Source organism: Cetobacterium sp. ZOR0034, from assembly GCF_000799075.1.
GTDB lineage: Bacteria > Fusobacteriota > Fusobacteriia > Fusobacteriales > Fusobacteriaceae > Cetobacterium_A.
The window spans coordinates 91,296-113,607 of the sequence record NZ_JTLI01000014.1 but is presented as its reverse complement, the minus strand read 5'-3'; the positions used below and the strand labels follow the sequence as shown (position 1 = coordinate 113,607).

The 22,312-nt window shown below is 29.6% G+C and carries 24 protein-coding genes; 19 read left to right on the top strand and 5 right to left on the bottom strand.

The window, feature by feature from the left end; translation table 11 throughout:
• Positions 1–79: 79 nt before the first annotated feature.
• Positions 80–1,456: a carbon starvation protein A gene (locus L992_RS04485; protein ID WP_047381614.1), complete on the top strand. Its 1,377-nt coding sequence runs from the start codon at positions 80–82 to the stop codon at positions 1,454–1,456.
• Between the two features lie 35 nt (positions 1,457–1,491).
• On the opposite strand, the gene L992_RS04480 is transcribed toward L992_RS04485, so the two are convergent.
• A complete protein-coding gene (locus L992_RS04480; protein ID WP_047381612.1) occupies positions 1,492–2,217 on the bottom strand; it encodes a LytTR family DNA-binding domain-containing protein in 726 nt (241 codons plus the stop codon).
• Entirely contained in the window at positions 2,214–3,878 is a 1,665-nt protein-coding gene (locus L992_RS04475; protein ID WP_047381609.1) for a LytS/YhcK type 5TM receptor domain-containing protein, read from the bottom strand. The genes L992_RS04480 and L992_RS04475 overlap by 4 nt, the downstream gene beginning before the upstream one ends.
• Positions 3,879–3,984: 106 nt before the next feature.
• On the opposite strand from L992_RS04475, the gene L992_RS04470 reads away from it, so the two are divergent.
• The 3 genes from L992_RS04470 to L992_RS04460 all read left to right on the top strand — a co-directional run bounded on the left by L992_RS04470 (position 3,985) and on the right by L992_RS04460 (position 6,143).
• Positions 3,985–4,380, top strand: a complete 396-nt coding sequence (locus tag L992_RS04470) for a thioesterase family protein (RefSeq protein ID WP_047381607.1) — start codon at positions 3,985–3,987, stop codon at positions 4,378–4,380.
• 15 nt (positions 4,381–4,395) lie between these two features.
• The gene (locus tag L992_RS04465) at positions 4,396–5,733 is read left to right on the top strand and encodes a deoxyribodipyrimidine photo-lyase (protein WP_047394630.1); all 1,338 of its coding nucleotides are present in this window, start codon (positions 4,396–4,398) and stop codon (positions 5,731–5,733) included.
• A gap of 71 nt (positions 5,734–5,804) precedes the next feature.
• Positions 5,805–6,143: a hypothetical protein gene (locus L992_RS04460; protein ID WP_047381601.1), complete on the top strand. Its 339-nt coding sequence runs from the start codon at positions 5,805–5,807 to the stop codon at positions 6,141–6,143.
• Between the two features lie 39 nt (positions 6,144–6,182).
• On the opposite strand, the gene L992_RS04455 is transcribed toward L992_RS04460, so the two are convergent.
• Complete coding sequence (locus tag L992_RS04455) at positions 6,183–6,542, bottom strand: C-GCAxxG-C-C family (seleno)protein (protein WP_047381599.1); 360 nt, start codon at positions 6,540–6,542, stop codon at positions 6,183–6,185.
• A gap of 143 nt (positions 6,543–6,685) precedes the next feature.
• Here L992_RS04455 and L992_RS04450 point away from each other — a divergent pair, with 143 nt between their 5' ends.
• The 6 genes from L992_RS04450 to L992_RS04425 all read left to right on the top strand — a co-directional run bounded on the left by L992_RS04450 (position 6,686) and on the right by L992_RS04425 (position 12,074).
• Positions 6,686–6,934, top strand: a complete 249-nt coding sequence (locus L992_RS04450) for a hypothetical protein (RefSeq protein WP_047394629.1) — start codon at positions 6,686–6,688, stop codon at positions 6,932–6,934.
• Between the two features lie 294 nt (positions 6,935–7,228).
• Complete coding sequence (locus L992_RS04445; protein WP_052191663.1) at positions 7,229–8,347, top strand: glycoside hydrolase family 105 protein; 1,119 nt, start codon at positions 7,229–7,231, stop codon at positions 8,345–8,347.
• Positions 8,347–10,137 (top strand): transporter, encoded by a 1,791-nt coding sequence (locus L992_RS04440; protein ID WP_047381594.1) that lies wholly within the window; start codon positions 8,347–8,349, stop codon positions 10,135–10,137. Before L992_RS04445 ends, L992_RS04440 begins: the two co-directional genes overlap by 1 nt.
• A 127-nt stretch (positions 10,138–10,264) precedes the next feature.
• Positions 10,265–11,155 carry a 23S rRNA (adenine(1618)-N(6))-methyltransferase RlmF gene (gene rlmF / locus L992_RS04435; protein WP_197053380.1) on the top strand — a complete coding sequence of 297 codons (891 nt, stop codon included), beginning with the start codon at positions 10,265–10,267 and terminating at the stop codon, positions 11,153–11,155.
• A 17-nt stretch (positions 11,156–11,172) separates the two neighbouring features.
• A complete protein-coding gene (locus L992_RS04430; protein ID WP_047381591.1) occupies positions 11,173–11,574 on the top strand; it encodes a PhnA protein in 402 nt (133 codons plus the stop codon).
• A 68-nt stretch (positions 11,575–11,642) separates the two neighbouring features.
• Positions 11,643–12,074 carry a hypothetical protein gene (locus L992_RS04425; protein ID WP_047381589.1) on the top strand — a complete coding sequence of 144 codons (432 nt, stop codon included), beginning with the start codon at positions 11,643–11,645 and terminating at the stop codon, positions 12,072–12,074.
• Positions 12,075–12,108: 34 nt separating this feature from the next.
• Here the strand turns inward: L992_RS04425 and L992_RS04420 are convergent, their stop codons facing one another.
• On the bottom strand, positions 12,109–12,459 hold the full coding sequence (locus tag L992_RS04420; protein WP_047394626.1) for a hypothetical protein: 351 nt from the start codon (positions 12,457–12,459) through the stop codon (positions 12,109–12,111).
• A gap of 122 nt (positions 12,460–12,581) precedes the next feature.
• On the opposite strand from L992_RS04420, the gene L992_RS04415 reads away from it, so the two are divergent.
• From L992_RS04415 to L992_RS13455, 6 genes are all read left to right on the top strand, one after another.
• Positions 12,582–13,388 (top strand): ATP-binding protein, encoded by an 807-nt coding sequence (locus L992_RS04415; RefSeq protein WP_047381587.1) that lies wholly within the window; start codon positions 12,582–12,584, stop codon positions 13,386–13,388.
• 4 nt (positions 13,389–13,392) lie between these two features.
• Positions 13,393–14,337: an ATP-binding protein gene (locus L992_RS04410; RefSeq protein ID WP_231549755.1), complete on the top strand. Its 945-nt coding sequence runs from the start codon at positions 13,393–13,395 to the stop codon at positions 14,335–14,337.
• A gap of 98 nt (positions 14,338–14,435) precedes the next feature.
• On the top strand, positions 14,436–14,657 hold the full coding sequence (locus L992_RS04405; protein WP_047381585.1) for a FeoA family protein: 222 nt from the start codon (positions 14,436–14,438) through the stop codon (positions 14,655–14,657).
• 93 nt (positions 14,658–14,750) lie between these two features.
• Complete coding sequence (locus L992_RS04400) at positions 14,751–14,978, top strand: ferrous iron transport protein A (protein WP_047394623.1); 228 nt, start codon at positions 14,751–14,753, stop codon at positions 14,976–14,978.
• 9 nt (positions 14,979–14,987) lie between these two features.
• Positions 14,988–17,192, top strand: coding sequence for a ferrous iron transport protein B (gene feoB, locus L992_RS04395; protein ID WP_047381582.1), 2,205 nt, complete (start codon positions 14,988–14,990; stop codon positions 17,190–17,192).
• A gap of 20 nt (positions 17,193–17,212) precedes the next feature.
• Positions 17,213–17,362 carry a FeoB-associated Cys-rich membrane protein gene (locus L992_RS13455; protein ID WP_156110641.1) on the top strand — a complete coding sequence of 50 codons (150 nt, stop codon included), beginning with the start codon at positions 17,213–17,215 and terminating at the stop codon, positions 17,360–17,362.
• 45 nt (positions 17,363–17,407) lie between these two features.
• On the opposite strand, the gene L992_RS04390 is transcribed toward L992_RS13455, so the two are convergent.
• Entirely contained in the window at positions 17,408–17,797 is a 390-nt protein-coding gene (locus tag L992_RS04390; RefSeq protein WP_052191662.1) for a PG0541 family transporter-associated protein, read from the bottom strand.
• 208 nt (positions 17,798–18,005) lie between these two features.
• Between L992_RS04390 and L992_RS04385 the strand changes: the two genes are divergently transcribed.
• The 3 genes from L992_RS04385 to L992_RS04375 all read left to right on the top strand — a co-directional run bounded on the left by L992_RS04385 (position 18,006) and on the right by L992_RS04375 (position 22,293).
• Complete coding sequence (locus L992_RS04385) at positions 18,006–19,592, top strand: DEAD/DEAH box helicase (RefSeq protein ID WP_047381580.1); 1,587 nt, start codon at positions 18,006–18,008, stop codon at positions 19,590–19,592.
• Positions 19,593–19,668: 76 nt separating this feature from the next.
• Complete coding sequence (mltG, locus tag L992_RS04380; RefSeq protein WP_047381579.1) at positions 19,669–20,619, top strand: endolytic transglycosylase MltG; 951 nt, start codon at positions 19,669–19,671, stop codon at positions 20,617–20,619.
• 15 nt (positions 20,620–20,634) lie between these two features.
• Entirely contained in the window at positions 20,635–22,293 is a 1,659-nt protein-coding gene (locus tag L992_RS04375) for a B12-binding domain-containing radical SAM protein (protein WP_047394620.1), read from the top strand.
• Positions 22,294–22,312 lie beyond the last annotated feature (19 nt).

Below are 22,312 nucleotides of genomic sequence, written 5' to 3'. Positions count from 1 at the left end.
TTTTATTCCAAAAAAAATACATTTTGATAAAAAACAATTATAATATATTAGAAAAAATATCAGAGTGTGGAGGTTTAAGATGATTAGTTTTATAGGATCGTTGATAGCGTTAATTTTAGGTTATGCAATCTATGGAAAGTATGTAGAGAAAGTATTTGGTATTAGTGATAAGGAAACTCCTGCAGTTCGTCTAGCAGACGGAGTTGATTATGTTGAATTAGATTGGAAAAAAGCATTTTTAATTCAGTTTTTAAATATAGCTGGATTAGGACCTATCTTTGGAGCAGTAGCGGGAGCGCTTTGGGGACCAGCAGCTTTTCTATGGATTGTATTTGGATGTATTTTTGCGGGAGCAACACATGATTATTTATCAGGAATGCTTTCGGTGAGACACGATGGAGCAACTATAGCGGAAATTGTAGGGCATTACTTGGGTGACAATGCAAAAAAACTTATGAGAGTATTTTCAGTTGTATTATTAGTACTTGTTGGAGTTGTATTTGTAAATGGACCAGCCGGAATATTAGCAAGCATGACAAGTATAGGAACTTTAACATGGGTAGCAATAATAATTGCATATTATATGCTTGCCACAGTTTTACCTGTTGATAAATTAATAGGAAAAATATATCCAATATTTGGAGCTTCATTGATTATTATGGGAATAGGTATTGGTGGAGGACTAATCTTCCAAGGATATAATATACCAGAGATTTCATTAGTAAACTTACATCCTAAAGGAACATCAATCTATCCATATCTATTTATAACAATAGCGTGTGGAGCGATTTCTGGATTCCATGCAACACAATCACCTCTTATGGCTAGATGTATGAAGAGTGAAAAAGAGGGAAGAAGAGTATTTTATGGATCAATGATAGCAGAGGGTGTTATTGCACTTGTTTGGGCAGCGGCAGCAATGTCATTCTTTGGTGGAACTGAAGGACTTATGAATGCAGGACCAGCAGGAGTTGTAGTAAATACAATATCAAATAGTATATTAGGAAAAGTTGGGGGAGCTTTAGCATTATTAGGAGTTGTAGCTTGTCCAATAACATCAGGAGATACAGCATTTAGAAGTGCAAGATTAGCAATAGCAGATGCAATTGACTACAAGCAAGGACCAATAAAAAATAGATTTATGATAGCAATACCACTATTTGCAGTAGGAATTGGTTTATGTTTTATAGATTTCGCAATTATTTGGAGATATTTTGCATGGTCAAACCAAACTTTAGCAACGATAGCATTATGGGCTGGAGCAGTATATTTAGCTAAAGGAGAAAAAAATCATTGGATAGCAACTATACCGGCGACATTTATGACTGCGGTAGTTACAACATACATACTGATAGCACCAGAAGGATTTAGATTATCAGAAACTATAGGTTATGTAGTTGGAATAGCGGGGGCAGTAGTGGCATTAGGATTATTCTTAAAAAAAATAAAAAAGTAATAAATAAAAAATCTCTCTAATTTAGGAGAGATTTTTTATTTTATAGTTAAAATTTCTTTGAGTTCTTTGACTTTATTTCTACTTACAGGAATTTTGAAATTAGAATTTGAAACTTTTAAAATATAAGTGCCATTAAACCAAGGTTCTACTTCGATAATTTTATCGATATTTACAATATATGAACGATGGCATCTAAAAAATAATTCTTCAGAAAGAATATTTTCTAATTGAGAAATTTTTAATTTTGATGTATACATTATTTCTTTCATAAAAATATTTGTTTCTTTTTCATCTGCTTCAATGTATAAAATATTATCAGTTGAAACTACTAACATTTTTGAATCGGAATTAACAGTTATTTTTTTTATATTATAGTCTTTAGGAGGGGAATCAATTTTTTTAATTTTTTCTACAATATTTTCAAGAAGAGTTATTATCCGATCTTCTGAATATGGTTTTAAAATATAATCAAAAGCTTTTATTTCAAAAGCTTCTACAGCAAAATCCTTATAGGCAGAAATAAAGACTAATTTTATATTTTTATTGACTCGATGGATTATCTTTCCCAGAGTCATACCGTCTAATTCAGGCATATTTATATCTAGAAATACGACATCTACTTCATTTGCCTCAATATATTTCAAAGCATCTATTGGATTTTCAAATTCTTTTTCAATTTGAAAATTGGTATTACTGTTAATAAAGAATTTTAATTCCTCTCTAGCGGGAAATTCATCTTCAACAATTACACATTTAATCATTGTTCCTCCTGGTCAATATAGAATGAAATTTTTGTTCCGTTACTTAGACGTTCTATATTTAATCCTTTACCATAGATAAGTTTTAAACGATTATGAACATTTTTTAAACCTATATTTTTTTCAATTTTATTATTTATATTTTTGATTATTTCTGGATCAATTCCAATACCGTCATCCTCTACAGAGATTAAACATTTTAAATACATTTTTTTTATAGTAATTTTAACTTTTCCAGAACCATTTCTTTTTAATAATCCGTGTTTTATACTGTTTTCAACAAGTGGCTGAATGGTTAAACTAGGTATTTTTAAGTTATCTAAATTTTGATCAAAGTTATAAATTACTTCAATTCTATCTTGAAATCTTGCTTTTTCTATATTTATATAAGCTTTAACTTGTTCTAACTCTTTTTCTAAAGGAACAAGTCTATCTGTATTTTCTAAATTGTATCTAAGATAAGTGGATAAATCAATAATAATCTCTCTTGCTTTACTGGGATTAAATCTAACAAATGAAGCTGTTGTATTGAGAGCATTAAATAGAAAATGTGGATTTATTTGTGCTTGTAGAGCTTTTAGTTCAGCATCTCTGGCCATGGCTTTCAAATTTTCTAATTTACTTATTTCAAGTTGACTAGAGATAAGTTGAGAAAGGCCAATAGCTAAATATTTTTTTCTAGCAGTAATATTTTCTTCATTATTAAAGTATATTTTCAAAGTACCGGATACTCTTTCATCTTGAAAAAGAGGGGTAATAATACAAGATTTTATACCTTTTTCAGAGTACCAGAAATCATTTAGTTCACTGTTTCTATCAAAAATTAAAACTTCACCAGAAGATAAAACTTTTTTAGTAGCATCACTTTGAATACTTTGATTTTTTATACAAAAATCTTTATTTTTAAAAGCGTTTGCTATTATAAAATTTTTATCAGTGATAACAACAGTTTCAGCTTTTAATGATTCAAGTAAAATTTTACAAACACTATCGAGAGATTCTCCTTTTTTAAAGAACGGAAGAGTTTTGTTGGCGATTTCGAGAGCTAATTTAGCTTGTGTTCCCGCTTCTCTTTCTTTCTCTTCTAAAATTTCTTCGGTTATTATGATTATGACTGCGACACCTATTCCATTTATAAATATCATTGGAAGATAAAGATTTTTAACGATATCCATAGCTAAAATTTTATTACTAGAAAGAACTAATATTAGTAGCATACTAAGGTTTTCAACGAAAACACCTGCGAAAAAGCCTAGAAAAGAACGATTGTTAGAGTTAGATTTTTTGTAGAGGTAGCTAGTAATAAATCCACCTAAAACTGTTGCAATAGAGCATGGAATTGCAGTAAGTTGACTAACTCCGATAGAAGCTCTGTGTATACCAGCAATAATAGCCGAGATAATAGCAACTTCAGGGCCTGCAAGCATACCACCAACAATGACTCCGATGTTTCTAGTGTTTGCAATTGCACCTTTATAATCGACTCCAATATAAGTTCCTAAAATAGCTAAACTAGAAAAAACAATTGAAAGAAGTATTGTATCTTTTTTTGTATGTTTTTCTCTTACAAAAATATTTTTGGCACTTTTGAATCGAGAAAAGAAAAACGCGATAGCTATAATATAGCCGAGAGTATTAAATAGTTTACTTGCCAATTCGAACATAAGACACCTCTAAATTATGATCTTAATTATACCATATAAAAAAGAAAATTAACAAATTAGAAGAAATATTGTTATAATGAAAAAAAAGAAAAAAGGAGTATAAATAATGTTTGAAATAGATTATAAAGTAACAGTATCAGATATAAATTACGGTGGTCATATGGGAAATGAAAGAGCTCTTCTTTTGTTTCAAGAGGCAAGAATAAATCTTTTTAAGGCGTTGGGTGGAGATGAAATGAATGTAATAGATGGTATTGGTACAATTCAAAAGGATGCTCATGTTTATTATAAAGGTGAAGTTTATATGGGAGAGAAATTGAAAGTAAGAATTGTAAGAGTTGAGCTTAAAAAGGCTTCAATAGATTTTTTTTATCAGGTTGCAAATGAAAATGGTGATATAGTAATAGAGGGTTCAACACTAATCGTAGGTTTTAATTATGTATTAAAAAAAATCTCGAAATTTCCTAAAGAATTATTTGAAAAATTAAAAGCTATTATTTAGTTAGGAGGGTGTTTTATGGATAAAGAGAGAGTTAAATATTTAAAAATAAATAAAGAGAAAAAAGGGGAATATATAATTTATTGGATGCAAGAGACTCAAAGGATAGAATATAATTTTTCTTTAGAAAAAGCTATTGAAGTCGCAAATGAATCGAAGTTACCACTTTATGTTATATTTAACTATATAAAAAATTATCCAGAAGCATCTGAAAGACATTTTAAATTTATGCTTCAAGGACTAAAGGACGTTCGTGATACTTTGGAAAGATATGGTGTTCAGTTTGTTTTGTTAGAAGGAGATTTAGAAAAAAATATGCTAAAAATTTCCAAAGATGCTCGAACTTTAATTTGGGATAAAAGTTATCTGAGATATCAAAGAGATATTCGAGAAAAAATTTTAAAAAAATTGGATTTAACTATAATTGAAGTTGAAAATAATGTTGTTGTACCTGTAGAAGTTGTAAGTTTTAAAGAAGAATATAGCGCAAAAACATTTAGGGATAAATATAAAAAAGTCAAAGAAAGATATTTAAAAGAATCTGATTATAAAATAGTTATAAAGTTTGCTTATAATGAGTTGATAAATAATAAATTAAAGAAAATGGATCAGTCGCAAATTTATCTTCCTCAAAATAAAGCTAGGTTAGATGGAGATTTTATTGGAGGAGAAATAGAAGCTAAAAAAGTGTTGGAAAAATTTATAGAAGAAAAATTAGAGTTTTATTCACTTAAAGGACCTGATAACGATTGGAGCTCTAAACTTTCTCCATATTTACATTTTGGACAGATATCACCTCTTCAAATATGGAGTGCGCTAAAAAAAATCAAAGAATTAGAGATTCAAAAAGATAAATTTTTAGAAGAACTTTTTATAAGAAGAGAATTAGCTATAAATTTTGTATACTATAATTTAAAGTATGATGCTTGGGATGGGATTACTTATAAATGGGCTTATGAAACAATGGAAAAGCATTTAAAGGATCAAAGAGATTACTTATACTCTTTAGAAGAGTTAGAAAATTATAAAACTCATGATATTTATTGGAATTCAGCACAAAAACAGATGGTAGATACAGGATATATGGAAAGCTATATGAGGATGTACTGGTGCAAAAAGCTATTAGAATGGGTTGGCTCTCCTCAAGAAGCATATGAGATAGCGATAAATTTAAATAATAAATATTTATATGATGGAAGAGATCCTAATTCTTATGCTGGGGTAGCGTGGTGTTTTGGAAAACATGATAGAGCTTGGAAGGAAAGAAAAATTTTTGGAAAAGTTAGATATATGAATAGTTCTGGCTTGGAAAAAAAGTTTGATATGGAAAAATATATAAAAAAAATTGTGAAATAAAGAAGGAAAATGAGACTTCGTTATTAACAATAAGATAACAATATCTTAATTCGTTTTGAGGAGGAATTAAAATGAAAAAAATAACTATGTTAGCATTATTAGGTATAAGTGTACTTATGGTTGCTTGTTCAGGAGAGAAGCAAGAAGCTAAACCTGCTCCAGAGGCACCAGTAATAGAAGCTCCAGCAGCACAGGAAAAAGCTGCAGCAGTAGAGGCAACTGTTCAAGAGGATGTAAAGCAAAATGTAGAAACAGCAGCACAAAGTGTTGATACAACTACTGAGAAAATAGGTGCTGAATTAGAAAAAGTAGGAGATGCGGCTAAAGAAAAAGTTGACGATGGTGTTGATGCAGCTAAAGAAAAGGTTGAAGCTGGAGTAGATATGCTAAAAGAAAAAATAGCAAATTAGATAAAAAAACAAGGAGTGGATGAAAATCTACTCCTTGTTTTATTTTAAAACTTCTTCTAATTTTTCGTAGGTATAAGCTACTATCTCTTGGCAACTAGTACCAGATTTTTTCAATTCAATACATAATTCAGAATTATATTTTTCTTTGATTTCTTTTAAAAGTTGATTAGAAAGCGCTCTAGCCTTATTTTCCTCTAAATAAGTTTCTCTACCTTTTAAAAAACCAATAATAAGAACAGCAGCATTCACAGCTCCACAAAGGCTACCAACAGTAACACCAGTCCCCATACCGCTTCCTAAAGCTATAGGAATATTTGTTCCGTTATTTTTATTGAAAGATGCAATGATACTTTCAGCACAATTAAATTGACCTTTAACATATTCTACTTTTTTATTCATAAATCGCTCCTTAGGTAAATGTTAACTTGATTATAATCCTGAAAAGAAATAGTGTCAATAGTAAGTATAAACAAAGTGAATTTGAAAACAAGAAAAAAACGAGGTAAACTTTTATTAGAATTCAAATCATAAAGGGGGTAATTATGGTATTGAAAAAAGTAACGGTTGGAATAATTTCGGTTTTAAAGGTTATTTCGGAGATTTTATATGAAGTTTTAAGGCGATTTTCAGTTCTGTATTACATAATATTTATTTTAGGTTTGTTAATATCGATAAAAAATAAAACTGTAAGTTTTGAGGTCATTTTAGTGTCGACAATCTTTTTGTTGGTAACTTGGTTATATTGTAAATATTATACTAGGATACATGATTTCTTAGATAAAGATGTTTGATTTAAAGGGAAGTTCGTAGAACTTTCCTTTTTTTATTTACCTTCGTTTTTTAGATGGTATAGTGTTCTGTTTTAGGTTAAAAAAAATATATAGTGAATAAAAGTTGTTGCTTTTTATAAAATTATTAGAAAAAAACAATTGACAATAATTTATTTTAAATGTATACTAAACACAAAATCGTATACAATCTTCACAAGAGTATACAATAATAAAAGTTATTAAAAGCTAATAGGGGAACAAAAAATAAATTTAAATAATAAAATTAAATAGAGAACACGGAGGGAACATCTAATCATGAAAAGGTTACAAATTGAAAACTACATAGAGTCTTACTTAGGGAGTTATAAAGAATATAAGACTGAATGGAATTATGAAGATGGTTGCATATTAATAGGAGCAGAAGCATTATATAAGGCTACAAAAGATAAAAAATATTTAGAATTTATTTTAAATTATTTAGATAAAAGAATTGATGAAAATGGAAAGATAGCAGATTTAAATCCAGTGGAATATAATATTGACAATATAAACTCAGGAAGAGTTTTATTTACAGCATTCAAAGAAACAAACGATGTAAAATATGAAAAAGCTACTGAAAGTGTAAAGTATTTGCTGAATATTCACCCAAGAACATTGGAGGGGAATTTCTGGCATAAAGGAAGATATCCTTATCAAGTTTGGTTAGATGGACTATATATGGCCCAACCATTTCTTGCAATCTATTCAAATGAAAAACACGATGAAAATGGTTTAAAGGATGTTTTAAATCAATTTAAAAATGTAAGAAAAAATCTATTCTGTGATGATAGAAAATTATACTTCCATGGTTTTGATGAAACAAAAACTATGAATTGGGCAGATAAAGAAACAGGAAAATCAAAAAACTTCTGGGCAAGAGCAGTTGGTTGGTATGCTATGGCTTTAGTTGATGTTATTGAAGGTATTGATGATGTGACATTTAACTCATATAAAAATGAACTTGCAAAGTTATATGTAGAGCTTATGGAGGGAGTTGTAAAATATCAAGATGAGTCAGGGTTATGGTATCAAGTTATGGCTTTAGAAGGAAAAGAAGGAAACTACTTAGAAACTTCAGCTACACTGATGTTTGCATATTCATTATTAAAAGGAAATAGATTGAATCTAGTTGATGAGTCTTATTTAGAAAAAGGAAAAAAAGCTTTCGATGCAGTTATTGCAAATAATTTAAAAGAAAAAGATGGAAAGTTAGAGTTAGGAAACATATGTATAATGGCTGGTTTAAATGGACTTATACCATTTAATGGAGATAGAAATGGAAGTTTTGAATACTATATTTCTGAAAAAGTTGGATCTGATGACCCTAAAGGAGTAGGACCTCTATTTAAAGCTTATAGTGAAATAATCTTATTAGGTGATAAGGGAGGAAAGTAATGAAAATAGATATATTAGTAATTGTAATTTACTTTATGTTTATGATGGCAATAGGATATTTCTTCCAAAAGCATGCTTCGAATTCTACAAGTGACTATTTCTCTGGTGGTGGGAAAATGTTGTGGTGGATGGTAGGAGGAACGGCTTTTATGACTCAATTTAGCGCTATGACTTTTACAGGAATGGCAGGGGATGCATTTACAAAAGGTATTGGTCCAGTTGTTGTATTTTATGCAAATGCATTAGGATATTTAACTTGTTTCTTATGGTTTGCACCTAAAGCGAGGCAATTAAGAATTGCAACTCCGATAGAAGGAATAAGAATGAGATTTGGAAATACGAGTGAACAAGCTTTTACGTGGGCGATTATGTTACCGAATATAATCTCGGCAGGTGTTTGGTTGAATGCGCTAGCAATATTTGCAAGTGCTGTATTTGAAGTTTCGATAGATGTTACTATATTAGTAACAGGATTAGTTGTATTATTTATGTCTCTGACAGGTGGAGCATGGGCTGTAATAGCATCTGATTTTATGCAGATGATTATCTTAATGGTAGGAACGGTAGCTTGTGCTATAGTTGCATCGATAAAAGGTGGAGGGTTCTTCAATATTTTAAATATGGGACTTCCAACTAATAAAATAGTTGGTCCAGATATAAACTACGTTTGGTTATTTGCAATTTGGTTTATAATGATTTTCTGTAAACAGTTCTTCAGTGTAAGTAGTTTAACAGGTGGAGCATATAGATTCTTCTCTGCTAAGGATACTAAAAATGCAAAAAAAGGAGCTTTATTGGCACTAGGTTTGATGCTGATAGGACCTTTAGTGTGGTTCTTACCAGTTTGGTATATGTCAGCCTTTAATCCAGATGTAACTACTTGGGGGTTATCAACTCTAGGAAAATCTATAACAAATGGTGTTTACTTAGCGTTTATAAAGAAAGAGATGCCTGCAGGAATGGCTGGAATTATGATGTCGGGAATCTTCGCAGCGACAATGTCATCTATGGACTCGGCATTAAATAGAAATGCCGGAATAGTAATTAAAAGTTTCTACTGCCCAATTGTAAATAAAAATGCGACAGAAAAACAGATGATGTCAGTTAGTAAAATTGTAACATTCTTCTTTGGAGTGATGATAATTTCAATCGCTTTAATATTAAATAAATTTAATAACCTGAGCTTATTTACAATAACTCTTATGATTGGAACGCTATTAGATTTACCAATTTTAATTCCAGGATTATTAGGTTATGTTGTGAAGAAGACTCCAGATTGGGCTGGTTGGGCAACTGTAGTAGTAGGATTCATAGTTTCGTTTGCAGTTATGAAATTATATAATCCAATTTGGGTAGCGAACACACTTAATTTAGTAGTTCCGTTTACAGCTAGAGAAGCAAAAGATTTGGAGATTGTTGTTGGTTTAGGGGCTCAGTTAACAATAACTTGTGGATTCTTTATGTCGACGAAGTTATTCTTTAAAGGATTCAAGTCAAAAGAGAGAGAGGAATCTTATAATAAATTCTTCAATAATATTTCGACAGAGGTTATAGCAGTACAATCAGATGAAAATGAGTTAGACAATACTCAAAGAAGTATATTAGGAAAGCTTATATTTGCTTTTGGAATAATACTATCAATGCTGGTAGTTATACCTAATCCTACTTTTGGAAGAATAACTCTTCTATTGATTGGATTAACGAATTCTACAATAGGGTATTTTTTAAATAAAGCAAGTACACCGAAAATAAAAAATAAAATTTCAGTTACAGAAGCTAGTTCAATCTAAAGTGAGAAAATGAGAGGTTTTATCAAAAGAGAAAAGTAATTCTTTTTGATAAGACCTCTTTTATTGCTTATTAAAATTAAAAATGTTAAACTAATTTAAAACAAAAGTTAAAAGGAGAATGTTGGTATTGAAAAAAGATATAAAAAAAGGAGAATTACATCCTAATAATCCACATAAAGGAAGATATGATTTTAAAAGCTTAAAAGAAAACTTACCAGAGTTAAAATCATTTGTAATAAAAAATCCGATAGGAGAAGAAACCATTGACTTTAGTGATAATAAAGCGGTTATAAGTCTTAATAAAGCATTGATCAAAACTTATTATAATGTAGATGAGTGGAATATTCCAGATGGATTTTTATGTCCTCCAATTCCGGGGAGAGCTGACTATATCCATTATATCGCAGAGTTACTATTAAAAAAGAAAGATGTAAGAGTACTTGATATAGGAACGGGAGCAAACTGTATATATCCTATAATAGGAAGCCAAACTTATGATTGGAACTATGTTGCATCGGATATAGATCCAAAATCTATAGAAAATGCTCAAAAAATAGTTGATTTAAATGAAAACTTAAAAAACAAAGTTACTTTGAAACTTCAAAAAGATAAAAATCATATTTTTATAGGGATTATTGAAAGTGAGGATAAATTTGATTTGACAATGTGTAATCCGCCATTTCATTCATCACTTGAAGACGCCTTAAAAGCAAATAAAAGAAAAGTTGATAATTTAAATAAAGGTAATAAAGATATAAAAAAAGGTTTGAATTTTGGTGGACAGAAAGCTGAATTATGGTGTCCAGGAGGCGAACGTCTTTTCTTGAAGAAAATGGCAAAGGAGAGTGCGATATTTGCATCTCAAGTATTTTATTTTACAAGTTTGATTTCGAATAAAGATAACATAAAACCAACAGTGAAAATTCTTGAAAAATTAGGTGCTAATTGTAAAATATTAGAGATGACTCAGGGACAAAAAATAAGTAGAGTATTGGCTTGGACTTTTAGAAAAAAATAAAATTAGGAGGATATATTGTGGCAAAAGGGTTTGATAAGCATCAGGAGAGATTGAGTATAGTTTCTGGATTTGGAAAAAATTTGGCTAGAAGATCAAAATCAAAGTGTGAATTGTGTGAGGCGATAGGAGTTAAATTGTCTGTTTTTGAAGTTCCGCCGTCAAAAGATGAACCAGATTATGATAGATGTATATTTTTATGTGATAGTTGTATAGAACTTTTGAAAAATATAAAGAGATCAAAAGAAAATGATTTTAGATTTTTAAGTGGAGCTATGTGGAGTGAAACTCCGATAGTAAAAGTAACAGCAATATATATATTAAATAGCATAAAAGAAAAATATTCATGGGCAGAAGAGTTACTGGAGAATGCATATTTAGATGAGGAAGAACAAGCTTTGTTAGAAAGTATAATTTTTTAAATTCTAAAAAAGAAACGAAGATTGAAGAGAGTAAGAATAGAATATAAAATTTAAAAGGAGTTAAATCTATGCTTACAGGAATCAAAGTTATTCTTATGTTTCTTTTAGTGCCGATGAGTAAAATGAAAAAAGTTAACACCATTAACTTTTTAAGAAATCCAGACAATAAAGATATAATATATCCAAATGAAACTCTTTATACAGCATATGACAATAAAATAAATTCATTTTTAATAACAAATACTCGTTTGATTAGTGTTTTTAAATTAAGAAATAGAATAAAGATATTTTCAATACCACTTTTTCAACTAGGAACATTGGATACCTTTAGTTTTAAATTGTTTAAGTTGAAAGCGATTTGTATAACGTCATCACCGGGATACAATTTTTATTGGTTTTTCAGATATGAGGTTTCTATGGAGGAGTTATCAAATGAGATTTCTAAAGTAGTGGCGGATGTTCAAATAAGTGGTGGATCAAAATTGAATAAAATATTTTAAAAGAAGGAGGACAAAATTTATTGCCCTCCTTTTTTTAGTAAGAATAGATAAAAGCTTTTTCTGTTAAAACTTTAATTTTAGAGTAGTCGATATCGTCATCTTTTGAAGAACATCCCCCAGAAGAACATCCCCCAGAGCTACAACCGCTAGAAGAACATCCTCCAGAGCTACATCCCCCACAAGAGTGTTCCTCCTCTCCCTTTTCATAGTCGGGATTTCTTTTTAGAAAATCTTCATAACTTTCTAAATACCCTTGTTTTGTAAGAGAATTATAGATGTTTTCTAACTCTAATTCATTGATACCAAGGTTTTTCATGATGGCACCATCACTATAAACCATTCCGCTTTTTAGAAAGTCTAAAACAGCAGTTTCTATTTTATTCATAAATTTTATTCACCTCATAAATTAAGATTAAGAACATTTTAACACAAAAAAAAAGAATTGTTAATTTTTTTGCAAGCATGGTATAATGGAATGAAAACCTATAGAATTTAATTGGAGGGAAAATGGAAGAAAAAGTTTTTGAAACGAAAAAAGATATGGTTGAGCACTCTATAAGAACTGCATACAGAAAAAAAATATGGTCTAAATTTATGAAAGCTATAAAAGATTTTGATTTGATTCAAGATGGAGATAAAATCGCAGTAGGGGTATCTGGAGGAAAAGATAGCTTGCTACTTTCGAAACTATTCCAAGAGTTAAAAAAAGATAGAAGTAAAAATTTTGAGGTGGCTTTTATATCTATGAATCCTGGATTTGGATCAATGGACTTAGAGCAATTTAAAGTAAATTTAGAAGAGTTAGGAATCCCATGTGAGATATTTGATGCTAATGTTTGGGAGATAGCATTTGAATCATCACCTGATAGTCCATGCTTCTTATGTGCAAAGATGAGAAGAGGTGTTCTTTATAACAAGGTTGAGGAGTTGGGATATAATAAACTAGCTTTAGGACATCATTTTGATGATATGGTTGAGACAGCAATGATAAATATGTTTTATGCAGGAACTGTAAAAACAATGATACCTAAGGTGAAATCGACAAGTGGAAAGATGGAGTTGATAAGACCGTTGATTTATATAAAAGAACAAGATATTATCAATTTTACTAAAAAGAATGAAATAGCAGCAATGGCTTGTGGATGTCCAATTGAATCAGGAAAAGTTGATTCAAAGAGAAAAGAGATCAAAAATCTTTTAGCAACGTTAGAAAAAACTAATCCACAAATAAAGCAAAGTATATTTAATTCAATGAAAAATATAAATTTAGATTATGTATTAGGATATGTATCTGAAACGGGAAAAGGAGAATAGAAAAGTGTTAAAGATAGATAATATAAAAGATTTAAATGGATATGTCTTTCAAGCATACACATTTGAAGTACAAGAAGATAAGGTTTTAGTAACTAATTCAAAAGAGGAAATCAAGATAGAGATTTCATATTCACAAAATAAAATAATAAAATTAATAGATAAAATATATAAACAAACAGGACTAAAAATCTCATTAAATAAATTAGATGAGAAGGAGATTTTAGCTTTTATACAAGATAAAGGTTTTGAAAAGACTTTATGGAGTCCAATAGGAAAAGCTATGCATGATTATAATATGATTGAAGAAGGAGATAGAGTAGCTATAGGTATTTCAGGAGGAAAGGATAGCTTAACTGTGCTAAATGCTTTAATAAGAATTCAAAAAATATCAGGAATAAAGTTTGAAATATTTCCGATTCACATCCACCCTGTTGAAGAGGGAGGGAAATATGGAGATATACAAGAGTATTGCAGAAAGCTAGGAACAGAGTTACAGGTTATAGAAACATCGATAGGAGAAAGTATTTTAACAAATGCTGAATTAAAAAATCCATGTTTTATGTGTGCTAGAGTAAGAAGAGGGATTTTATATAAAGCTATGAAAGAACAGAATATAAATAAACTTGTTTTAGGACATCATAAGGATGATATTGTAGAAACATTTTTATTAAATGTTTTATATCAAGGAAATATGGGAGTTATGAAACCTGCTTATGATTCTGAAGAATATGGATTGAGAGTAATAAGACCTCTTGCATATGTTGAAGAGAAAGAAACAATTAGGTATGCTAAGAAATTAGGATTACCAATTCTTCATAATGATTGCCCTTATGAAACAAGTGATAACTCTAAACGTTTAAAAGTTAAGAAGATGATAGAGGAGTTATCAAAGGATAGTCCAAATATAAGAAGTGTTATGTTACATAGCATTAAAGATCTGTTTGCATAAATAAAACTTTAATAATCAAAGTTTTATTCTTGACAAATGTTACTGCATAGAATATAATTCTAGTATAGATAGGAAATTATTACTAGGAGGTTTATTCTATGACGCCATTAGTTTTTGCAGAACAAAATAAAGAGTTTGTTATAAAAGAGATAAAAGGTAGAGACAAAGATAAGAGTAGACTGACAGAAAAAGGTTTTTGTATAGGAAATAAAATATGTTTACTTAGAGATGATCAAAGTAATTATATTGTTAAAATAAATGAAACGAAGTATGTATTAAATTTTGGGTTGGCAAACAAAATAATAATAGGAAATGAGTAAGAATAAATCACAGGATTATCCTGTGATTTAAATTTTTCCAAATATACTTTGTGTTTCAAAATATATTTATGACTAATGAGTTGGGAGGCTTGAATGAAGTTAACAGAATTAAAAAGAGGAGAATCAGCAAAAATCGTCAAAATTGGGAAAATTGGCGAATTGAAAAAAAGGTTAGTTGACATGGGAGTAACTAACGGTGAGATTATTAAATTAGAAAGAAATGCGCCCCTAGGAGATCCACAAGAGTTTATTGTAAAATCAACAAACATCGCTATAAGAAAACAAGATGCACAAAATATTGAAATAGAGATAGACGGATAGGAGATAGAGATGATAAAAATAGCATTTACAGGAAATCCAAATGTAGGGAAATCAGCATTGATAAACGCAATAGCAGGTTCTAATCTAAAGGTTGGGAACTGGGCAGGTGTTACAGTTGAGAAAAAAGAAGCTGAATTTGATTATAACGGAGAGAGAATTCAGTGTATAGATTTACCTGGAGTATACAGTTTAAGTCCTTATACTTTAGAAGAAACAATAACAAGAGATTTTATAATAAATGAAAAACCGGATGTAATCATAAATATAGTTGATTCAACAAACTTAGAGAGAAATTTATATTTAACAATGTTATTGAAAGAGTTAGAGAAACCAATGGTAATGGCATTGAATTTCTATGACGAATTTGAAAAATTAAACTATAAGTTAGATATGAAAAAGTTTACAGATATGATAGAAATGGATGTTGTTATGACATCAGCAACAAAAAGAACAGGTTTACAGGAACTATTAGATAAAGCTTTAGAGATAGCAAAAGCAAAAAAAGAGTATAAGAAATACACTCTTTTATTTGATAGTTGTTTACAAGATGCAATTGAAAAAATAAAGTGTGATATTAATTGTAATGAAAAGTTAATCAAAGCATCAAAAAAATTCGGAGAGGATTTTTTAGCAATCAAATTATTAGAGCAAGATTCTCATTTAATAGAGATATTAAAATCAGAGTATGGATATGAATTAGATTCTGAAATAATAAAGAGAACGAAGCAATTAGAAGATGATCATGATGAGGATATAGAAACTATATTCGCAGAAGGTAGATATGGAACTGTAAAGGGTATTTTAGCAAAAACATTTACAACATCAATAAAATCTAGATTAGATTTCACTGATAAAGTTGATAGAGTTTTACTAAATAAATATTTGGGATTACCAATCTTCTTCTTAATTATAGTTGGATTGATGGGAACTGTATTTAATGGTTCAGCACCATTGATTGATTGGGTAGATGGATTTGTAAGTGACTATATAGGGAAATATGTAGGGTTGTTAATAGATGAAAATACCCCAGATTGGTTAGCATCATTAGTTATGGATGGTATATTAGGTGGAGTAGGTGGAGTAGTTGTATTCGTTCCATTAATGCTTTATTTATACTTCTTCTTAGCTTTACTTGAGGAAAGTGGATATATGTCTAGAGTTGCTTTCCTTATGGATAAGATAATGACAAAATTAGGATTAAATGGTAAGGCGTTTGTTCCGATGGTTCTTGGATTTGGATGTACTGTACCAGCAATATATGCAACAAGAACTTTAGAGGATGATTCATCAAGAAGATTGACCGCAGCAATGGCACCGTTCATGTCTTGTGGAGCAAGGCTTCCTGTATATGGGTTATTTACAGCGGCGTTCTTTGGAGCTAAAGCTGGATTAGTTGTAATGTCGTTATATGTTTTAGGAATTGTTGTAGCAATATTAACAGGGTTGGTTTTAAAGAATTTTGAAATGTTTAAATCTGAAGGAAGAGCATTACTTATAGAATTACCACCTTATAGAGTGCCAAGTTTAAGAGTTATTTTAAAATCAACTTTAACTAGAACTGGATCATACTTAAAAAAAGCAACAACAATTATCATGGGAATGTTGATGATTTTATGGGCATTGACATACTTCCCAAATCATGGAGATACATCAAATTCTTATATGGCCAAATTTGGAAAAACGTTCCAACCAATTTTACAACCTACAGGTTTTGCAAATAGATGGGAAACAGTAGCCGCAATTCCACCGAGCTTAGCTGCTAAAGAGATTGTTGTAGGATTTATGGCTCAAGTTTTAGTAGGTGATGAATCAGCTGAAGATGTTATAGAAGCGGAAGAGATGGAAGAAACAACATTTGTAGAGGATACAGTTGAGCAAGTTGTTGGGTTAGGAATAGCAATAAAAGATTCTGTTGTAGGAGTTTTAAGTTTTGATATTGGTGGATTATTTACAGTACCTGATGCGGAAGAGATAGAGGAAGAAGGAAGTGGAGTTGTAGCGGCAACGAAAGCTTTATGGACAGATAATTTAGCACCACTAAGAGCTTATTCATTTATGGTGTATATTTTACTAGTAGTTCCTTGTGTAGTAACTTTAGGAGCTATAAAGCAAGAGTTCGGATATAAGTTTACAGGATTTGTAATTGGATTACTTTTAGTTATACCTTATATAGCGTCTACTTTAGTATTCCAAATAGGAAAACTGTTCTTTTAACTCTTTATAAGGAGGAGAAAATGAAAACATTAATTTTAGTTGGAATAGTTGTTGTGATAGGAGCAATAGCTTTGAAAAGTTTATATAAGATGTTTAAAGGTGAAAGCGGTTGTAACTGTTCAAAGGCCAAAAATGGAAGTTGTAGTATAAAAGATAAGTGTAAACATTAATTAAAGAGAGCTAGCTCATTTATGAACTAGCTCCTTTTTTTATAATTAATTTTCATCTTCTTTTAGCCAGTGTACTTTCTCGGTCGATGAGTCTGGTTCTATATCAACAGTCATCATATTATAGATAAAATCATCTAAGGGACAAACGAGTACTGCCATAACAACATTGTCAGGTAATCCCATTCTAAAGCTTTTTAATTTTTGTAGCAATAAATCAACTTTTGAACCAGAAACAATTAGGTGAAAAACAGCTTCTGAACCAGGCCAAACATGATTATTTAGATGTCTAATTCCATGTTCCCAACTACCTTCAAGTTTTGATTGGATAGTATAATAATGAAAGCCGATAGAGTGTAAAAAGTTTTGGAGATTATTTTTTTGAGAATCATTAATGTAAATAACAGTTCTTTTCGCATTTTTTCTATCAATAATCATAAAAGCCTCCTCTAAAATCTTATTAATACTTTATTTACTACATTTTTAAAAAAAAATCAATATCTTAAAACAGTAAAAATTCTTACAGAATAAGAACATGTAAAAAAACAACTCACAAATAAGAAATAAAAAGATAAAAAAAGTACACAAAATTATAAATGTATGTTATAATCTAATGAATGAATATAAAAATATTAAGGAAGTGAATATGGAAAGTATATTAACATTTAAAGATTTAGGTTTAACTGAAAAAACGTTAAAACCTTTACAAGAAAAAGGGTTCGAAAGACCAAGCCCAATACAAGCATTAACTATACCTGCATTATTAAATGGAGATAAGGATATAATCGGACAAGCTCAAACAGGAACAGGAAAGACAGCTGCATTCTCATTACCTATTTTAGAGAAAATTGAGAAGAGTACAGGTCATGTACAAGCTATAATCTTAGCTCCAACTAGAGAGTTAGCAGTTCAAGTTGCTGAGGAGATGAACTCGCTTGCACACGGAAGAAGATTAAAGATAATTCCAGTTTATGGAGGACAATCATTAGAGCAACAAAAGAGACAACTTAACAGAGGTGTTGATATAGTTGTTGGAACTCCAGGAAGAGTTATGGATTTAATGAACAGACAAGTTTTAAAATTAAACAACATTGATTACTTTATATTAGATGAAGCTGATGAAATGTTAAACATGGGATTTGTAGAAGATATCGAGCAAATCTTAACTCAAACTAACGAAGATAAAAGAATGTTATTCTTCTCTGCTACAATGCCACCAGAAATTTTAAAGATAGCTAAATCTCACATGGGAGAGCATGAAGTATTAGCTGTTAAAAAGAAAGAGTTAACTACAAACTTAACTGAGCAAATTTACTTCGAAGTAAAAGAGAGAGATAAGTTTGAGGCTTTATGTAGAATAGTTGATATCGAAGCTGATTTCTACGGAATAGTATTCTGTAGAACTAAAAATGATGTTAACGAATTAGTAGGAAAACTTCAAGATAGAGGATATGACGTTGAAGGTCTTCATGGAGATATCAGCCAAAACCATAGAGAAGTTACTTTAAAGAGATTTAAAAATAAAAACTTAAACATTCTAATAGCAACTGACGTTGCTGCAAGAGGAATTGACGTAAATGATCTTACTCACGTAATCAACTACGCTATACCACAAGAAGCAGAAAGTTATGTTCATAGAATTGGAAGAACTGGAAGAGCAGGAAAGCAAGGAACAGCTATAACGTTCATAACTCCTTCTGAGTACAGAAAATTACTTCAAATTCAAAGAATAACAAAAACAGAAATCAAAAAAGAGCAAGTACCAGGAGTTAAAGATGTAATCTTAGCTAAGAAAACTAGATTATTTGATAACGTTGCTAACTTAATATCAAATGGAGATGCTGAGTCTTACTATGATATGGCTAAAGAGTTATTAAATCAAGAAGCTACTCCAATTGAAGTAATTGCTGCTATATTAAAGAATTGTTATGAGGAAGAGTTAGAAGAAACTAACTACTCTGATATCGAGAGCGTTTCTATCGATAAAACAGGAAAAACAAGATTATTCATTGCTCTTGGAAAGAAAGATAAAATGACTCCAAGAAAATTAGTGGACTTAATCTCTAAGAAAGCTAAAGTACATGAATCAAAATTAAAAGGTGTAGAAATATATGAGAACTTCTCATTCGTATCTGTACCATTTGTTGAAGCGGAAACAATAGTAGATGTATTCCAAAAAGATAGAAAAGGAAGAAAGCCTTTAATCGAAAAAGCAAAACAATCTAAAAGATAATTAAATAGATTAAGAAAAAGCTGTAACTAGGGAGACCAAAGTACAGCTTTTTTCAGCATAAAATCGGGAGAGTGTTATGAAGAAAAAATTTTTAATTTTTTTATTAATTATTTTAACAGGAGTTTTTTCAATATTTAAGTTGTATTCAATAAAAGTAGATGCAAAAAAAGAATACAAAGTTCAAGTAAACTTAAGAACTGGTACAAGTTTGAATAGTGCATTTAAACAGATGGGAATAGCAGATTCTATTTTCTTCAAAATATTTTTAAAATATGAAAAAAATTCAGGAAAAAATATAAAGGCTGGATTTTATGAGTTAGATGGAAAATATTCTTATAGAGATATAATTCAAATGATGGAAGAGGGAAGAGTTAAATACACAATTTTAACAATACCAGAAGGATATTCAATAAAAGAGATAGGGTCTTTACTTAAAGAAAGAGGAATTGGTACTGAAGAGGGATTGAGAAATGCTTTAAAGGAAATAAAGGATTTTCCATATTTAACCCCTGATGGAAACTTTGAGGGATATTTATATCCAGAAACATACTATTTAGCAGTAGATACAAATGAGAAAGAGGTAGCGAAGGCTATGCTAGGACAATTTTTGAAGATATTCCCACCTGATAAGTATTCTGATAAAAAAGAGTTTTATGAAAAGTTAATCATGGCATCAATAATTGAAAGAGAAGCGCAATTGAAGGATGAGAAACCTTTGATGTCATCAGTTTTTTATAATCGTTTGAAAAAAGGTATGAAATTAGGATCTGATGCAACAGTAAATTATTTATATGACTACAGTAAGAGAAGAATGTATTACAAAGATTTAAAAATAGATTCTCCTTACAATACATATATGTATAGAGGATTACCACCGGGACCAATATCAAACCCAGATTATTCTTCGGTGATGGCAGCGATGAATCCAGCCGAAACAGATTACCTATTTTTTGTTGTTACAAGCACAGGAAAACATACGTTTACAAAAACATATAGAGAGCATTTAGAAGTTCAAAAGAAAAAATAAGCAGGAGAAAAAATTATGAATAAAATAGTTTTAGTCGGTATAAATAGTCAGTTTATACATACGAATTTAGCAATTAGATATTTAAAAAGTTATGTAGAAAAATACAGTGATTTAAAAATAGAACTTTATGAAAGTAATATAAATAATCAAGTTCAAAGTATAATTACAGATTTATTTAATCTTGACGCAGATCACTATATATTTTCAACTTATATTTGGAATAAAGAGTATGTGTTTAGAATTATAAAGGAATTAAGAAAGATTAGACCAGACGTAACAATTACTCTTGGTGGACCAGAAGTTAGTTATAATGCAAAAGAATCTTTATTAGAAAATGGAGCTATTGACTATGTTCTGATTGGAGAGGGAGAAAAAGTTCTTTATAACTTTTTAGTAGAGAATGATAAATTACAAAGAGGAGTGGCAACTTTAAAAAATGGAGAGTTTATCTATAATGGAGATGAGTTTCCAATTGAGAATTTAGATACGATTCCTTTTCCATATACAGAAAACGAATTAAAAGAGAATATAAAAATACTTTATTATGAATCGAGTAGAGGATGCCCGTTTAGCTGTTCTTATTGTCTATCATCTATAGATAAGGGTGTTAGATATTGGAGCTTAGAAAGAGTAAAAACTGATTTAAAGAAATTTTTAGATTCAGGTGTTGAGTTAGTTAAATTTGTTGATAGAACTTATAATTTAAGAAAAGAAAGATATTTAGGAATTTGGGAATTTTTATTAGAAAACTATAAGGAAAATGTAACATTCCATTTTGAAATAAATGCTAATATATTTGATGATGAAATTATAGAATTCTTAAAAAAAGTTCCAGAGGGTTACTTTCAATTTGAAATTGGAGTTCAAAGTATTAATAAAGATACAATGAATAGCATTAATAGAAGAAATCTACTTGAAAGATTGAGATATAATATAAAGGCAATATCGAAAAATGTTCATCTACATGTAGATTTAATTGCAGGACTTCCACACGATACATATGAAACATTTAAAGATTCGTTTGACTATGTTTATGATTTAGATGCCGAGATGATTCAATTAGGTTTTTTAAAAATATTGAGTGGGACAAAAATTTCTAAAGAGATAGAAGAATATGATTATAAATATATGGAGTTTCCGCCATACGAGATATTATCAAATTGTTTTATAAATTATACTGAATTAGTTAAATTGAAAAATCTTGAAAAAATGTTAGATTTCTATTATAATTCTGAAAAATTTAAAAACTCTGTAAAATATATAATTGATAATCATTATGATAGACCATTTACTTTCTTTGAGGAGATTGCAGAATATTATGAAAAAAATAACCTTTTAGGAGTTGGGCACAAGATAGTTGCCATATTTAATCACTTGGTTAAATTTTATAAAGAAAAGAATTTTATAGGAAAAGATATTTTTATTGAGTATTTAAAGTTGGATTATTTACTTTTAGGTAAACCAGGAGCTTATCCAGAATGGTTTATTTCTAAAAAAGATAAAGAAAAATACAATGAAATAGTAGTCGAAAAAAACTTTTCATCAACAAGAGAAGCCTATAAAAAAACTGAATTTGAAAAATTCGAATATGATGTTTTAAATCACAGAGTAGATACAATTGAAATATTTTTCAATTACTCGAATAAAAAACCAAAACTAGAGATTTTTAAATAAAAATAAGAGGGAAAAGAGT

What these genes read in the sequence shown, in the direction of transcription:
- mltG (WP_047381579.1), top strand. Translation starts at nt 19,669, where the DNA reads ATGAAGAAAAAATTTTTAATTTTTTTATTAATTATTTTAACAGGAGTT.
- L992_RS04415 (WP_047381587.1), top strand. Translation starts at nt 12,582, where the DNA reads ATGGAAGAAAAAGTTTTTGAAACGAAAAAAGATATGGTTGAGCACTCT.
- L992_RS04445 (WP_052191663.1), top strand. Translation starts at nt 7,229, where the DNA reads ATGAAAAGGTTACAAATTGAAAACTACATAGAGTCTTACTTAGGGAGT.
- L992_RS04470 (WP_047381607.1), top strand. Translation starts at nt 3,985, where the DNA reads ATGTTTGAAATAGATTATAAAGTAACAGTATCAGATATAAATTACGGT.
- feoB (WP_047381582.1), top strand. Translation starts at nt 14,988, where the DNA reads ATGATAAAAATAGCATTTACAGGAAATCCAAATGTAGGGAAATCAGCA.
- L992_RS04485 (WP_047381614.1), top strand. Translation starts at nt 80, where the DNA reads ATGATTAGTTTTATAGGATCGTTGATAGCGTTAATTTTAGGTTATGCA.
- L992_RS04420 (WP_047394626.1), bottom strand. Translation starts at nt 12,459, where the DNA reads ATGAATAAAATAGAAACTGCTGTTTTAGACTTTCTAAAAAGCGGAATG.
- L992_RS04460 (WP_047381601.1), top strand. Translation starts at nt 5,805, where the DNA reads ATGAAAAAAATAACTATGTTAGCATTATTAGGTATAAGTGTACTTATG.
- L992_RS04440 (WP_047381594.1), top strand. Translation starts at nt 8,347, where the DNA reads ATGAAAATAGATATATTAGTAATTGTAATTTACTTTATGTTTATGATG.
- L992_RS04425 (WP_047381589.1), top strand. Translation starts at nt 11,643, where the DNA reads ATGCTTACAGGAATCAAAGTTATTCTTATGTTTCTTTTAGTGCCGATG.
- L992_RS04385 (WP_047381580.1), top strand. Translation starts at nt 18,006, where the DNA reads ATGGAAAGTATATTAACATTTAAAGATTTAGGTTTAACTGAAAAAACG.
- L992_RS04450 (WP_047394629.1), top strand. Translation starts at nt 6,686, where the DNA reads ATGGTATTGAAAAAAGTAACGGTTGGAATAATTTCGGTTTTAAAGGTT.
- L992_RS04475 (WP_047381609.1), bottom strand. Translation starts at nt 3,878, where the DNA reads ATGTTCGAATTGGCAAGTAAACTATTTAATACTCTCGGCTATATTATA.
- L992_RS04455 (WP_047381599.1), bottom strand. Translation starts at nt 6,542, where the DNA reads ATGAATAAAAAAGTAGAATATGTTAAAGGTCAATTTAATTGTGCTGAA.
- L992_RS04400 (WP_047394623.1), top strand. Translation starts at nt 14,751, where the DNA reads ATGAAGTTAACAGAATTAAAAAGAGGAGAATCAGCAAAAATCGTCAAA.
- L992_RS04480 (WP_047381612.1), bottom strand. Translation starts at nt 2,217, where the DNA reads ATGATTAAATGTGTAATTGTTGAAGATGAATTTCCCGCTAGAGAGGAA.
- L992_RS13455 (WP_156110641.1), top strand. Translation starts at nt 17,213, where the DNA reads ATGAAAACATTAATTTTAGTTGGAATAGTTGTTGTGATAGGAGCAATA.
- L992_RS04375 (WP_047394620.1), top strand. Translation starts at nt 20,635, where the DNA reads ATGAATAAAATAGTTTTAGTCGGTATAAATAGTCAGTTTATACATACG.
- L992_RS04390 (WP_052191662.1), bottom strand. Translation starts at nt 17,797, where the DNA reads ATGATTATTGATAGAAAAAATGCGAAAAGAACTGTTATTTACATTAAT.
- L992_RS04465 (WP_047394630.1), top strand. Translation starts at nt 4,396, where the DNA reads ATGGATAAAGAGAGAGTTAAATATTTAAAAATAAATAAAGAGAAAAAA.
- L992_RS04405 (WP_047381585.1), top strand. Translation starts at nt 14,436, where the DNA reads ATGACGCCATTAGTTTTTGCAGAACAAAATAAAGAGTTTGTTATAAAA.